This window comes from Amycolatopsis sp. NPDC039088 (assembly GCF_055598845.1).
Window position 1 is genome coordinate 1 of record NZ_JBVKAE010000052.1, and the last position, 13,418, is coordinate 13,418.

The following is a 13,418-nucleotide window of genomic DNA, read 5'->3' on the forward strand; positions in this document are numbered from 1 at the left end:
AGCCGCCGCGCATCCGTCACCCGAACCCTCGCCACCATCACCCGATCATGCCACATTTGCCTTACGGATCAATAACCCGAATCGCCACTCACGACCACCTGGACCGACGACCTTGCTGGCGCCCCCATCGCGACTGGTGGTGCTGTCGAGGCTGGTGATGGCCTCACAGCCCAGCCGCTGCCCGCTCCCGTCAACTCCACCACGGCACGTTTGACTTACCGCTCAATAACCCTCTGAATGCGGGAGGGAAGACGTGGAGCGGGCCCGCACCGTGCAGCTTCGGTGCGGGCCCGCAGTTCGGGGATACTTCGGGGGAGGGACGTCAGAAGCCCGCGGTGATCCGCGTGAAGTCCCAGTCGTTCTGTGCGATACCACTGCAGTTCTCGGCGACGCCGCCACCGGGACAAGGCCGGTCACGGTTGGTCGACCAGAACGCGAGCCTGGCGATCTTGTTCGTCTTGGACCAGTTGGTGATCTTGGTCCAGGTGTCGAGACTCGTCAGCTCCTGCTGGTCCGACAGACCGTTCATCCCGCTGATGCCCAGGTGGCTGTACGCCGTGGCGTCGGTCCACCCGAACGTCGACTTCAGCTTGTCCCGCAGGCCGTTCGCGGCCTTGATGGTGTTGCCGTACATGTCCGCGCCGCCACCGAAGTCGAACGGCATGATCGTGTAGACGTCGATCCCGGCGTTCAGTGCCTTCGACTGGTCGATGAGCCGGTTGCCCCAGGAGTTCGGGCCGCTGGTCGTCGTGCCGAAGGTGAGAATGGTCTGGATACCGGGGTTGTTCGCCTTCACGATCTTCAGCGCGTTCAGGACGCGATCCTGCACGGTCGCGTTCTCGAACTCGTCGGTGTTCTCGATGTCGATGTCGATCGCCTTGAGACCGTAGGCGTCGATCACCTTTTGGTAAGCACCGGCGAGCGCTTCCGGCGTCGAGCAGTTCGGGCCGAGCTTGTTGCCGCTCCACCCGCCGAAGGACGGCACGATCTGCCCACCCGCGGCTTTGATCTGCGCGATCGCGTTCGCGTCGACGCCGCCCTGCAACGGCCTGCTGCCGTCCCAAGCGGGATTGCAGCCGCCGGACGACAGGATGAACGCCATCGTGAACCACTTGATCCCGGTCGCGTTCATGACCGTCTGCGGGTTCGGCGGGCTGCCCCAGCCCATGTACAGATACGGCGCGCCACGGCCGCCGGGCAGCGGCGGGTTGCTCGTGGTCGTCGTGGGCGGGTTCGACGTCGTGGTGGTCGGTGTGGTCGGCGTCGTGGTCGGGGTGCCGCCACCCGGATCGCAGGAACCACCGTTGATCTTGCAGTTCGCCGGGGCGACGTAACCCCCGGAGTACTTGACGTTGAAGCCGAAGCTGGTGGAACCGCCGTTGGAAAGGTTGCCGTTCCAGGTGTTCTTCACGGTCACGTGCTGGCCGGAGACGGAATAGCTGCCGTCCCACAGCGAAGCGATCGAATGTCCCGAGGGGAGATCGAATTCGACCGTCCACGCGGGAAGGCTCGATCCCGAGTTGTTGCTGATCGTGTACTTGCCTTCCCAGCCTGAGCCCCAGTCGGAACCCTTGCTGAAGGCCGCACCGATACCACCGGCCGCGGAGGCCGGCGCGATCACGAGGACCGCGCCGACCGTTGCGGCAGCGGCGGCCAGGCCGACGGCCTGGATCCAAGTCCGCTTGCCCACTGTCAAACCTCTCAGTTCAGGCCGTTGCGCATGGCCGTTACGAGTTCACCGTTGGAGGTGTCGCCACTGAGCTCCCAGAAGAACGCGCCGCCGAGACCCTGGTTCTTGGTCCAGCCCATCTTTCCGTTGATGGTCGCGGGAGTGTCGTAGCTCCACCAGTTGTTGCCGCACTTCGCGTACGCGGTGCCCGCGATCGTGCCGGTCGACGGGCAGCTGTTCTTCAGGATCTTGTAGTCCTCGATGCCCGCCTCGTAAGTGCCCGGTGCCGCGCCGGTCGCGGTGCCGCCCGGGGCGTCCTGCGTGACGCCGGTCCAGCCGCGGCCGTAGAAACCGATGCCCAGCAACAGTTTGTTCGCCGGAACGCCCTTGGCCTTGAGCTTCTGGATGGCTTCGTCGGAGTTGAAGCCCTGCTGCGGGATGCCGGGGTACGCGGTCAGCGGCGAGTGCGGGGCCGTCGGACCCTGCGCCGCCCACGCGCCGAAGAAGTCGTACGTCATGACGTTGTACCAGTCGAAGTACGCCGACGCGGGGCCGTAGTCGGCGGCGTCGATCTTGCCGCCACCGCTGGCGTCCGCGGTGATCGCGGCGGTGATCAGGAACGAGGAGCCGAACTTGGTGCGCAGCGCCTGCGCCACGTTCTTGATCGCGCCGGGGCCGCTGGTGTCACAGGTGAGCCCGCAGGCGTTCGGGTACTCCCAGTCGATGTCGATACCGTCGAAGACATCGGCCCAGCGCGGGTCCTTGATCAGCTTGTAGCAGGATTCCGCGAAGGCGGCCGGGTTCTTCGACGCCTGGCCGAAGCCGCCGGACCAGGTCCAGCCACCGAACGACCACAGCACCTTCAGGCCCGGGTACATCTTCTTCAGCTTGCGCAGCTGGTTGAAGTTGCCGCGCAGCGCGCCCGCGTCCCAGGTGTCCGCGACACCGTCCACACTGGACCCGGCGTCGTAGAACTTGTCGTAGTCGGCGTAGGTGTCGTCGTTCGCGCTGCAGGAGCCGTTGGTGACGTTGCCGAACGCGTAGTTGATATGCGTCAGCTTGGCCGCGGAACCGGAGGTGTGGATGTTCTTCACGTGGTAGTTGCGGCCGTAGACGCCCCACTGCACGAAGTAGCCGAGGTTCTTCTTCGCGCCCGGGTTCGGGTTCGAAGTCGTCGTGGTCGGCGGGTTGCTCGTGCTCGTCGACGTCGGGGGATTCGACGTGGTGGGCACAGTGGTGGTCGGTGTGGTCGGCGTCGTGGTCGGGGTGCCGCCGCCCGGGTCACAGGAGCCGCCGTTGATCTTGCAGTTGGCGGGCGCGGTGTAGGCGCCGGAGTACTTGACGTTGAAGCCGAAGCTGGTGGAACCGCCGTTGGAAAGGTTGCCGTTCCAGGTGTTCTTCACGGTCACGTGCTGGCCGGAGACGGTGTAGCTGCCGTCCCACAGCGAAGCGATCGAGTGTCCGCTGGCGAGGTCGAATTCAAGGGTCCAGGAGGTGAGGGCGGCCCCCGAGTTGTTGGTGATCGTGTATTTGCCCTCCCAGCCGGACCCCCAGTCCGACCCCTTGGTGAGTGTGGCGCCGACCCCGCCCGCCGCGTTCGCCGGGACGGTCACCAGACCGACGGCCAGCGCGGCGACGGCCGTGAACAGGCCGATCAGATGCCATCTTTTTCTCGACATTTCACTCCTTACAACCCGGTGCAGGGAAATGATCTTGGAGAGGATTTCGTCAATGCGAAATCAGCGACATCGCGTTGCCTCGGCCGAAGCCGGGCAGGCGGGGATGCGTCTTCATCGACCACCTCCATGGCGGAACGCTTTGTTGCCGGAGACGGTACGTGGTCTGGACCAATATGGGAAGCGACACTACGGAGAGTGGTGATTTTCCTGCGAACGGCCTAATACGTTCGACAGCGTTAGTCGTTCACTGGTTCGGTGCCGTTATCGGCGAGGTTCGTCCATTTCCCCGAGCCGGGCGATATTCGCCGATTCGTCGGGATCCGGCGTGATCCCGGAAAGGAACACGTCGGTGATTTCGACGGCCACATCGGGGGCGAGCCGTTTGAGGCTCAGCGCCAGCACATTGGCGTCGTTCCATTTGCGCGCGCCCGCGGCGATCCAGGTGTCCCAGGCCAGCGCCGCGCGGACGCCGGGAACCTTGTTGGCCGCGATGGCCGTGCCTGTCCCCGTCCAGCACATGACGATGCCGTAATCGGCCTCGCCGTCGGCGACCGCCTTGCCCACCGCCGCGCCGAGTTCCGGCCAAGCCTCCGACGTCACCGGCAGGAGCACCTCGTGACCGGCCTCGGCGAGGAAGGCCCGGACGGCGTCCGTGGTCGAGTTCCGGTCGTCGGCCGCGAAGGCGATCTTCATGCCCGGATCGTACGCCGCGTCGACAGGTGACGAACCGGAACTCGTGGGAGGATCGCGACGTGGACTCGTCTGCCGAGGAGCACCAGGTCCAGCGCGATCAGGAGATCGCGAGGAGGCGGATTCTCGACACCGCCGCCCGCCTCATCGGCGAGGGCGGATTCGCCCGGCTCAAAATCGGCATGATCTGCGCCAGGACCGGTTATCCCAGCGGTGTCGTCTACCAGCTGTTCGGCTCGAAGGAGACGCTGGTGCAGCGGCTCGTCGAGTTCGCCGCGGAGAAGTTCGCCGACGCGTTCAGCGCCGCCGTCGCCACGAGGACCGGCGGTCTGACGCCGAGCCCGATGGACATGCTGCGCGCGCTGCTGGACATCTTTTTCGAGCTGCTCACCGACATGCCGCCGCTGAACCGGGCGTTCGTGGTGCTGTGGACGGACGCGACCGTCGGTGATCCGGCGGTGCGGTCGGCGATGACCGAGGCCGATCGCCGCTACCGGTTCGCCATCGCGCAGACCGTCGCGGCCGGGATCGCGGACGGATCGATCTCGGGCGTCCGCGATCCCGACGCGTACTCGGCGGCGCTGGTCGGGCAGCTGCGGGGGATCGCCGTGGCCTCGATCATCGATCCGGGCGGTATCGATCTGCGCGCCGTTCGCGCGGAGATGGAATACGCCGTGGACCGGCTGGCGGCCTAGACGTTCTTCGTCAGCGACGCCGCACCGAAAGAGACGCTGAACCGCTCACACCAGATGGTCACGCTCGAATAGCGCGCCAGATCGGTGCCCGACGGCAGGGTGTAGTTCTGGCTTCCCTTGTTGCCCTTGAGTTTCCCCGCGCTCACGTACGCGCCGTCGTCGAACACGGACCAGCCGTCCTTGCCAGGCCGGACCGGCGCGTCGGTGAGCCAGACCCGCAGATCCGGGCCGTTGCTCGTGTCGAGGTTCTCGAGGCGCAGCACCAGTGATCCGTCGGCCGCGCGCAGGATCCTGACGCTGCCGCTGGTCGCGTGCTCGTGACTGATCAGTTCGCCGGTCGCGACGACGGCGGGCTCTTTCTGTGCGGGAGCGGCACTGGCGGAAGGCGGGGTGGCGGTCTGGACGGCGGGCAGCGCCTCCTGGACCGTCTCGTTCACCCAGAGCTTCCAAGGCTGGAACCAGTACAGCCCCGCCGCCACCACCACTACCAGTCCGGCCGCCAGGACGGTGAGCACCCGCTTGCGATTCATGGCCGTCATTCAACCGTGAGCGGCGTCCGGAATGCCTGGTTGGCGCGATTACCGATCTCTTACGGCGTGAGCGCGACCCGGCTCAGCGGCGCTCCTGCGGCTCCGGGATTTCGGCGTCTTGACGGCCCTGTCGCCGCTTGACAGGATGAGCGCCGAAAAGGGCATATCGGACGGAGGCCCCCTGATGGGTTCGGCGATGTTCTCGATCCTCCTGCCGATAGCGCTGGCGCTGGTCATGTTCGGACTGGGGCTGACCCTGACCGTCCGCGACTTCACCCGGGTGCTGAAATATCCGAAAGCGGCCGTGGTCGCACTGGTCTGCCAAATGATCTTGCTGCCGGCCATCTGCGTCGGCCTCATCGTGCTTTTCGGCCTCGACGGGGTGCTCGCGGTCGGGATGATGCTGCTCGTCGCCTCACCCGGCGGGACGTCGGCGAACCTGTTCAGTCACCTGGCGGGCGGCGACGTCGCCCTCAACGTCACGCTCACCGCGATCAACTCCGTGCTGGCCGTGTTCACCTTGCCCCTGGTAGTCGGTCTTTCGATGGCCGTATTCCTCGACGGCGACGCGTCGCTCGGCCTCCAACCGGCGAAATTCGTGCAGGTGTTCGCGATCGTGCTGATCCCGGTCGTGCTCGGGATGGCGGTGCGGGCCCGGTTCACCGACTGGGCGGAGCGGATGCGCAAACCGGTCAAGATCGCCTCCGCCGTGGTGCTCGTGCTGGTGATAGCGGCCGCGATCGCGCAGGAATTCCAGACCCTGCTGGACAACATCGGGACGCTCGGACCGGTGGCGCTGGCGCTGTCCGTGCTCAGCCTCGCGATTGGGTATTTCGTGCCCAGGCTGTTCCGGGTGGACCGTGGGCAGTCGATCGCGTCCGCCATGGAGATCGGCATCCACAACGCCACCCTCGCGATCGCGGTGGCGATCTCCGTGCTCGGCGACGAGGCGATGGCCGTACCCGCCGGGATCTACGGCGTGCTCATGTTCTTCCCCGCCGGGATCGCCGCCTTCCTGTTGTCCCGCAGCCCGGAGCGCGCGCCGGTCTGAGTTACTTTGGGGCGTGCGACGTTTCCCGATCGGCGACATCCTCGACGCGAACGGCGTCGCCGTCCACGTCCGACAGGACGGAGCGGGCGCGCCGCTGGTGCTGCTGCACGGCTATTGCGGCTCGGTGCACTGGTTCGACCGGCTCACGCGGGACCTGTTCTCGGAGCATCGCGTGATCCGGGTGGATCTGCTGGGCCATGGTTGTACCGGTGGTTCTTCCGGGCTTGACGCGGTATCGCAGGCACGCATGGTGGCGGACGTTCTCGACTTGCTGGGCGTCGACGACGTTCTGGTGGCCGGCCATTCATTCGGCGCGGACGTCGCCCTCGCGCTCGCCGGGATTTCGCCGCGCGTGCGCGGAATCGTCGTCATCGCCCAGGCGCCGGACTACAGCTACGCGTCCTTCCCGCCGGGCAGTTCGGTGCTGTTGCCGATGGCGAGCGCGGTGGTACGGATGATCGCTCATCGGCGATGGGCCCGGTTCGCGGTGAGGTTCCGGCGCGGGGTCTTGTTCGACGATCCCGCGCAGGATCTGGTCGATCACGCCGTCACGGCGCCCGCCATGGCCAGGGTCGTTCTCGTGGACCGGGCACGATTGCTGGCGGCGCGGCCCTTGGATGCGCAGATCGTCGAGCTCGGGTTGCCGTGTTTGGTCGTTCTCGGGCGGCGAGACCGTTTTTACGACTGTGAAAGGACTGCTGCCCGGTATTCGGCGGTGGGGGCTCGGGTGGAGATCGTGGAGGGTGCGGGGCATTCTCCGTTTTTGGACCGGCCCGGTGAGGTGGCTCGATTGCTCAAGGAGTTCTCGGTCTCTTGTAATAGATAGTGGTCATTCTGGTGGAGTGAATCACTCGGGAGTGGTATTCATGCTCCTTCGTTGTCGCGTAAAATTACGAATACATGTTCGAGCAGATTTGGTATTATTGGGTGGTTTCAACTGGTGAGTGCACCACCTCTAGTCCAGCAACACTTTACTGAACGCTTCGATCGGTTTAAGCCATCCCAGTGTTTGCCGCGGCCGGTCGTTGAGCTCGTCCGCGATGGCATCGAGTTCGTCCTGTGCCCACCGATCTGCGGAATCTCACCTTGCTGTGCGGTTCCCACCGTGTGTCTCGAATGCGATTGAGAGGTTCTGATGTAGAAGCCAGAGTCGCTTGAAAGCAATGCTGTGTCGAAGATGAAGGTAGGTCCTTCGGCATCGTTCTGCAGGGGATGATGTCAAACCGCCCTGAGCTGCTGCGGTGAATGAGTTGTGGTGGTGAGCGTCAGGGAAACGTCACGCAATGATGTGGCAGGTGCGGTCCGGGAAGGCGAACGACAGTGAACCATCGACGACGCGTCGTAATGCATGAGATGACATCAAAACCGGGGATTGGTGGTTTTCCCGGGATGAGCCAGGCGGGTGCCTGTTTATTGGCCTGGCGGTGTCCGGCGTATAGGTGGCGCGAGCCCGGAATCAGGCTTCGATATGGAACGAGAGAATCCCTCGCCCGGAAACAGTGATCGGCTGGTTGTGTCGATGACGAGAGGGAGAGTCTCAAGTGGTGAAGAGCTGTGAGAGACGTATGAGTACCGGTTGTCGGGCAGGGAGGCGGACCGGCTCGTAGTAGCGATGAAGTGCCTGTAATGGGTGTGGAGCGAAGGGGTCGGGTTGTCAGATGTGAATGTCGTTGATCAACCACAGGTTGGGATGAGTCAGATCGTCACATCAGGATCGTCGGGTAAGGCGTTTGATATTCCGAAAACGCTGGTATGGGAAGCATATCTGAAGGTGAGGGCCAACAAGGGTGCTGCTGGGGTGGATCGGCAGTCGCTGGCGGATTTTGCGCGGGATGAGAAGAAGAACCTGTACAAGATCTGGAACCGGATGTCGTCGGGAAGCTATTTCCCGCCGCCGGTCCGGGCCGTGGAGATCCCGAAAGCAGGCGGAGGGGTGCGGGTGCTCGGCGTGCCGACCGTAGCTGACCGGATCGCCCAGACGGTGGTGGCCATGGCGTTGGAACCGTTGGTGGAACCCGTGTTCCACGACGATTCCTATGGCTACCGCCCGGGGCGGTCAGCGTTGGACGCGGTCGCGGTATGCCGGGACCGATGTTGGCGAAGTCCATGGGTGATCGATCTCGACATCCGGGGTTTCTTTGACAACGTGCCGCATGTTCCGATCCTGCGTGCGGTCGGGAAGCACACGGATAAACCGTGGGTTCTGTTGTATGTTCAGCGGTGGCTCACGGCACCGGTCCAGCGGGCTGACGGAACCCTGGAAACCCGGGATCGGGGGACTCCTCAGGGGTCCGCGATCTCGCCGTTGTTGTCGAACCTGTTCATGCACTACGCATTCGATGATTGGTTAGCTCGGATGCAGCCGTTGGTCAGGTTCGAACGGTACTGCGATGACGCGATCGTGCATTGTGTGACCGAGAAACAGGCTCACTACATCCTCAGGTCGATCAAGGAAAGGCTGGCACGGCTTGGGCTGGAGTTACATCCAGAGAAAACCAAGATTGTGCAGTGCGTTCAAGAAGGCAGAGACCGCGCGCAGTATGGTGTGGAATTCACCTTCCTGGGATACACATTCCGGCCCCGATACGCTCGACTACGGGACGGTCGCTGGAAATCCGGGTTCTTACCCGCGGTGAGCAAGTCCGCCAAGAAGTCGATGGCGGCTGTGATTCGTGGGTGGCGACTCGGGCGCCGCACCGACTTGACCTTCAGAGAGATCGCCGCGATGATCAACCGCGTTGTGGCGGGCTGGATCAACTACTATGGGCGCTTCTACAAATCGGAGTTGATCAGCTTCCTCGGTAACCGGATCAATCCTCATCTGGTCCGGTGGGCAATGCGGAAATTCAAACACCTGCACCGGTGGCCATCGAAAGCCCGGAAGCGGATCGCCCAGATTGCTACGCAATACCGGAGCATGTTCGTGCATTGGCGACATGGTGCACTCCCGGCAGGTTCGACAACGGGAGCCGTGTGACGCGAGAGTGTCACGCACGGTTCTGAGAGCGGCGGCGGGGGAAGTTCCCGCCGCCGACTCACCACCGGCTGATCCACCACGGCGACTGGGAAGTCCGCATGGCCCCCGACGGACTACCGGAGTTCACGCCACCGCAGTATCTGGATCCGCTACGAAGACCCCGGCGCAACATCCTTCATCGCGCCGCCGCTTAACCCCGCGTCACCCGAGGAGCCCGCCAGCCACGTAGGCGACGGGCCCCTCGCTATGCCCACGTGCCGCACAAAGGTCGCGAGAAGCACGACATGAGTAGTCCGCATTTATTGAGGGGTAAGGCGAGGGTGGCGTGGTGGGTGGTAAGTCCGTGAAGGCCTCCTTGAGGGACTCTGGGTCCCTCAAGGAGGCCTTCACGGACTTCAAGACGGGACGTTGATGTCACAGCCGTCCCACTGTCACCAGGGATCACGCCTGACGGTAGTGAAGGGCTCCTTCACTACCGTCAGCGTAGGCAAGGAAGCCTTCACCACCAGGGAAACGCGTAGGCAGCAGCGACCACAGCCCGCGACACGACACGTTTGACTTACCCCTCAAATAAATGCGGAGTCAGCGGACACAACATTCAAGACTCAAAGGCCGAATTGAACGCAGGCGTCCCCGATGGCCTCATCCAGCACGGCGATCCCCTCCGCCAGTTCCTCTTCCGTCGCCGTCAACGGCGGAGCGATCCGGAACACCCCGCCCATCCCCGGCAGCTGCACGATGTTCATGTGCAGCCCCAGTTCCAAGCACCGTCGCGTCACCAGTGCGCCCAGCTCGTCCGAACTCCGCTTCGTCTCGCGGTCCACGACGAGTTCGACGCCGACCAGCAGGCCTCGACCGCGGATGTCGCCGATGACGGGATGACGGACGGCGAGGTCGTCGAGGCCTCGGCGGAGGAAGGCGCCCAGTTCGGTGGCGCGTTCGTCGAGACGGTCGCGGGTGAGGACGTCGAGCACGGTGTTCCCGACGGCCGCCACCAGTGGGTCCGCGACGTGCGTGGTGAAGAAGAGGTAGCCGCGGTCGTGCGCCTCCTGTTCGATCTCCGCGCTCGTGATCACCGCCGCCAGCGGGAGTCCGGCGCCCAGTGTCTTGGACAGGGTCAGGATGTCGGGGACGACGCCGTCGCGTTCGAAGGCGTACCAGTTTCCCGTGCGGCACAAGCCGGTCTGGGCTTCGTCGAGGATCAGCAGCATCCCGCGTTCTCGGCACTTCTCCTGCAGAGCGGCGAAATACCCCACAGGCGGTTCGACGATCCCGCCCGAACTGAGGATCGGTTCGACGACGCACGCCGCGAGACTGCCGACGGACTGGGCGTCGATCATTTCGAACCCGAAGTCCAGCTGGCGCCTCCAGTCGAGCCCGCCGTCACTGTCCACGAAGTCCGGACGGTAGGAATTCGGTGCGGGGATCGCGAAGTTGCCCGGCGCCGAGGGTCCGTAACCCTTGCGGCCCGCGCTGTAGGTAGCGCTCGCCGCCGCGTGCGTCATCCCGTGCCACGACCGGGCGAACGAGACGATCTCGTGTTTCCCCGTCACCAGCTTGGCCATCCGGATCGCGGCCTCGTTCGATTCCGCCCCGGTGGTCAGCAGCAGCGCTTTTTCCAGCGGTGACGGCACAGTCTCGGCCAGCCGTCGGGCGAGGTCGACGACGGGACGGCTCAGCATCCCGCTGAAGAGGTGGTCGAGCGAGCCGATCTGGCGCCGCACGGTGGCGACGATCTCGGGATGCGAATGGCCGAGGATCGCGCTCATCTGCCCGGACGTGAAGTCGAGGATCCGCCGCCCGGATTCGGTGAACAGATAGCTCCCGGCGGCGTGGTCGATGATCTCGCGGGTGAAGTCGCCGGCCCCGGCGTAGCGCACGAGGTGCCGGTCGGCGTCGGCCCAGAAACGGTCGGCGGTGGACAGGTCGGTGGTCGGAGCAGCCATGTCTCGACGGTAAGGCGCGGCCGAGCGACACGTCCAGCTCACAATTCCGGCTGGGCTGTTCGGCTGATCCGTACAACAATGGTGCGATGCTCAACCCGTGGAGGCTCAGCCTGCTGAGCCGGCTGGACACCCTCGGCACCGTCCGCGCGGTGGCGAAGGCGGCCAACCTGAGCGCGTCCAGCGTGTCCCAGCAGCTCGCGGTCCTCGAAGCCGAGACGCGCACGCAACTGCTGGAGCGCACCGGCCGACGCGTCCGGCTCACTCCGGCCGGGCTGATGCTGGCCCGCCGGGCGAGAGCGATCCTCGACCATATGGAGACCGTCGAGGCCGAGTTGCGCAGCCTCGGTGAAGCACCGGCGGGGCTGGTCCGCCTCGGTGCCTTCCAGAGCGCGATCCACACCATCGCCGTCCCCGCGGTGACCCGGCTGGCGCGCTCGCACCCGCAACTGGACATCGAACTGCTCGAACTCGAACCGCACGCCAGCCTGCCCGCCCTCCGGGTGGGCGACGCCGACGTCATCATCACCACCACGGACTTCGTCGAGCAGCCGCTGGGGCCGGACGTCGACCTCGTGCCGATCGCGACCGATCCGATCGTCCTCGTGGTCCCGCCCGGTCATCCGGCCGCCGGCCGTGGTCCTGCCGACCTTTCCGCCTACGCGAATGAACCCTGGGCGTTCGACATCCCCCAGTCGTACATGGCGAACCTCGCCACCCGGCTCTGCCGTGAAGCCGGGTTCGAGCCGCGGGTGGTGTGCCGGTTCAGCAATTACATGCTGACGTTGCAGCACGTCGAGGCCGGGCTCGCGATCGCATTGCTGCCCGGCCTCGCCGTCGACAAGCGCTACCGTGTCGCCACTCGCGAGCTCGCGACGCCGGTCACCCGCTCCATCACCGCGGCGATCAGGCGCGGGTCCGCGCCTCGCGCCGCTGTCGACCTGGTTCTCGAGGCGATCCGGAGTCATCCGGAACTGCCGCTGTGAACCCGTTCCGCCGTGCGAGCAGGACCACGGCCAGCGTCGGTACCAGCAGTACCAGCACGCTCCAGGGGAACGCCCCGGCGCCGAAGCCGTCGAGGAGGACACCGCCGGCGATCCCGCCACCCGCCATCGCGGCGTTCCACAGGGTGACGAGCATGGCTTGCGCGATGTCCGCCGCGCCGCCTTTGTCGCCTGCCTGCGCGGCCGCGGTCTGCAGCAGCGTCGGGACGCCGCCCCAGCCGAGCCCCCACAACGTCACCGCGACATAAACCAGAACCGGACTTTCGCCCAGCAGAGCCAAAATCGTCGCGCCGAGGGCGAAGAGGAGGGTGCTCGCGACGGTCAGGAAGCGCAGCCGCCGGTCGATGAAGAGCCCGACGACCCAGATGCTGACCATCGAAGCCAGGCCGAACACCAGCAGGATCCGATCGACCGCGCCACCCATCGACACGGATTCGAGGAAGGTGGCGATGTAGGTGTAGAGGACGTTGTGCGCCAGTACGAAAGTCAGCGTCACGAAGAGAACCGCGGCCACACCGGGCACGGCGAGGGTCGCCCGCACGGGGAGCCTGCCGCCCTTGCCCTGTCCCGGGAAGTCGGGCACGGCCAGCGCGATCCAGCCGAGCAGGCCGAGCGCGATCACCGACATGATCGAGAACGTCACCTGCCAGCCGAAAGCACCACCCAGGAACGTGCCGGCGGGAATGCCGAGCGAGAGCGCGAGCGGGATACCCGTCATCACGACGGCGATCGCCTTGCCCTGCACCGGCTCCGGCGCGAGCCGTCGCGCGTAACCGGCCAGCAGCGCCCAGACGACGCCTGCGGCGACACCGGCGACGAAGCGCGCACCGAGGGTCAGCGGGTAGTTCGTGGACAGTGCCGTGACCGTGTTGGCGACTGCGAACCCGGCCACTCCGGTCAACAGCAAGCGTTTGCGCCGCCAGCCCGACGTGGCCGCGGACAGGGGGATCGCGGTGAGCGCGGTGCCGATCGCGTACACCGTCACGAGCTGGCCGGTCGCGGCTTCGCTCACGCCGAGACCGGCGCTCATCGCGGGAAGCACGCCCGCGGGCAGGGCTTCGGTGAGAACGGTGACGAACGCCGCGGTGGTCAGCGCGAGAAGCGCGCCGAGCGGGAGTTTCGGAGTCATGATCCGTATGCTCGAACCATCACATAGATGTGAAGGTCAAGTCGGCCGGGG

At 65.4% G+C, this 13,418-nt stretch carries 11 protein-coding genes and 2 pseudogenes; 6 read left to right on the top strand and 7 right to left on the bottom strand.

The window, feature by feature from the left end:
* Positions 1 to 322: 322 nt before the first annotated feature.
* The 3 genes from ACZ7KI_RS39385 to ACZ7KI_RS39395 all read right to left on the bottom strand — a co-directional run bounded on the left by ACZ7KI_RS39385 (position 323) and on the right by ACZ7KI_RS39395 (position 4,041).
* On the bottom strand, positions 323 to 1,690 hold the full coding sequence (locus tag ACZ7KI_RS39385; protein ID WP_470278095.1) for a cellulose binding domain-containing protein: 1,368 nt from the start codon (positions 1,688 to 1,690) through the stop codon (positions 323 to 325).
* An 11-nt stretch (positions 1,691 to 1,701) separates the two neighbouring features.
* Positions 1,702 to 3,348: a glycosyl hydrolase family 18 protein gene (locus tag ACZ7KI_RS39390; protein WP_470278096.1), complete on the bottom strand. Its 1,647-nt coding sequence runs from the start codon at positions 3,346 to 3,348 to the stop codon at positions 1,702 to 1,704.
* Positions 3,349 to 3,609: 261 nt separating this feature from the next.
* A complete protein-coding gene (locus tag ACZ7KI_RS39395; protein WP_470278097.1) occupies positions 3,610 to 4,041 on the bottom strand; it encodes an RpiB/LacA/LacB family sugar-phosphate isomerase in 432 nt (143 codons plus the stop codon).
* A 59-nt stretch (positions 4,042 to 4,100) separates the two neighbouring features.
* Between ACZ7KI_RS39395 and ACZ7KI_RS39400 the strand changes: the two genes are divergently transcribed.
* Positions 4,101 to 4,733: a TetR/AcrR family transcriptional regulator gene (locus tag ACZ7KI_RS39400; protein WP_470278098.1), complete on the top strand. Its 633-nt coding sequence runs from the start codon at positions 4,101 to 4,103 to the stop codon at positions 4,731 to 4,733.
* Here the strand turns inward: ACZ7KI_RS39400 and ACZ7KI_RS39405 are convergent.
* The gene (locus ACZ7KI_RS39405) at positions 4,730 to 5,263 is read right to left on the bottom strand and encodes a DM13 domain-containing protein (RefSeq protein WP_470278099.1); all 534 of its coding nucleotides are present in this window, start codon (positions 5,261 to 5,263) and stop codon (positions 4,730 to 4,732) included. The genes ACZ7KI_RS39400 and ACZ7KI_RS39405 overlap by 4 nt on opposite strands.
* Before the next feature lie 184 nt (positions 5,264 to 5,447).
* Between ACZ7KI_RS39405 and ACZ7KI_RS39410 the strand changes: the two genes are divergently transcribed.
* On the top strand, positions 5,448 to 6,314 hold the full coding sequence (locus ACZ7KI_RS39410) for a bile acid:sodium symporter family protein (protein ID WP_470278100.1): 867 nt from the start codon (positions 5,448 to 5,450) through the stop codon (positions 6,312 to 6,314).
* A gap of 13 nt (positions 6,315 to 6,327) precedes the next feature.
* Complete coding sequence (locus ACZ7KI_RS39415) at positions 6,328 to 7,140, top strand: alpha/beta fold hydrolase (protein WP_470278101.1); 813 nt, start codon at positions 6,328 to 6,330, stop codon at positions 7,138 to 7,140.
* 129 nt (positions 7,141 to 7,269) lie between these two features.
* Here the strand turns inward: ACZ7KI_RS39415 and ACZ7KI_RS39420 are convergent.
* Positions 7,270 to 7,380, bottom strand: a pseudogene (locus ACZ7KI_RS39420) (IS30 family transposase); the annotation flags it as partial.
* 624 nt (positions 7,381 to 8,004) lie between these two features.
* Between ACZ7KI_RS39420 and ltrA the strand changes: the two are divergent.
* Both ltrA and ACZ7KI_RS39430 read left to right on the top strand, forming a co-directional pair.
* Positions 8,005 to 9,291, top strand: a complete 1,287-nt coding sequence (ltrA, locus tag ACZ7KI_RS39425) for a group II intron reverse transcriptase/maturase (protein ID WP_470278102.1) — start codon at positions 8,005 to 8,007, stop codon at positions 9,289 to 9,291.
* Positions 9,292 to 9,350: 59 nt separating this feature from the next.
* Positions 9,351 to 9,485, top strand: a pseudogene (locus tag ACZ7KI_RS39430) (HNH endonuclease); the annotation flags it as partial.
* A gap of 411 nt (positions 9,486 to 9,896) precedes the next feature.
* Here the strand turns inward: ACZ7KI_RS39430 and ACZ7KI_RS39435 are convergent.
* Positions 9,897 to 11,237, bottom strand: coding sequence for an aspartate aminotransferase family protein (locus ACZ7KI_RS39435; protein ID WP_470278103.1), 1,341 nt, complete (start codon positions 11,235 to 11,237; stop codon positions 9,897 to 9,899).
* Between the two features lie 86 nt (positions 11,238 to 11,323).
* Between ACZ7KI_RS39435 and ACZ7KI_RS39440 the strand changes: the two genes are divergently transcribed.
* On the top strand, positions 11,324 to 12,220 hold the full coding sequence (locus tag ACZ7KI_RS39440; RefSeq protein ID WP_470278104.1) for a LysR family transcriptional regulator: 897 nt from the start codon (positions 11,324 to 11,326) through the stop codon (positions 12,218 to 12,220).
* Here ACZ7KI_RS39440 and ACZ7KI_RS39445 read toward each other — a convergent pair.
* Entirely contained in the window at positions 12,141 to 13,367 is a 1,227-nt protein-coding gene (locus ACZ7KI_RS39445; protein ID WP_470278105.1) for an MFS transporter, read from the bottom strand. The two genes, ACZ7KI_RS39440 and ACZ7KI_RS39445, sit on opposite strands and share 80 nt — an antisense overlap.
* Between the last annotated feature and the right edge of the window lie 51 nt (positions 13,368 to 13,418).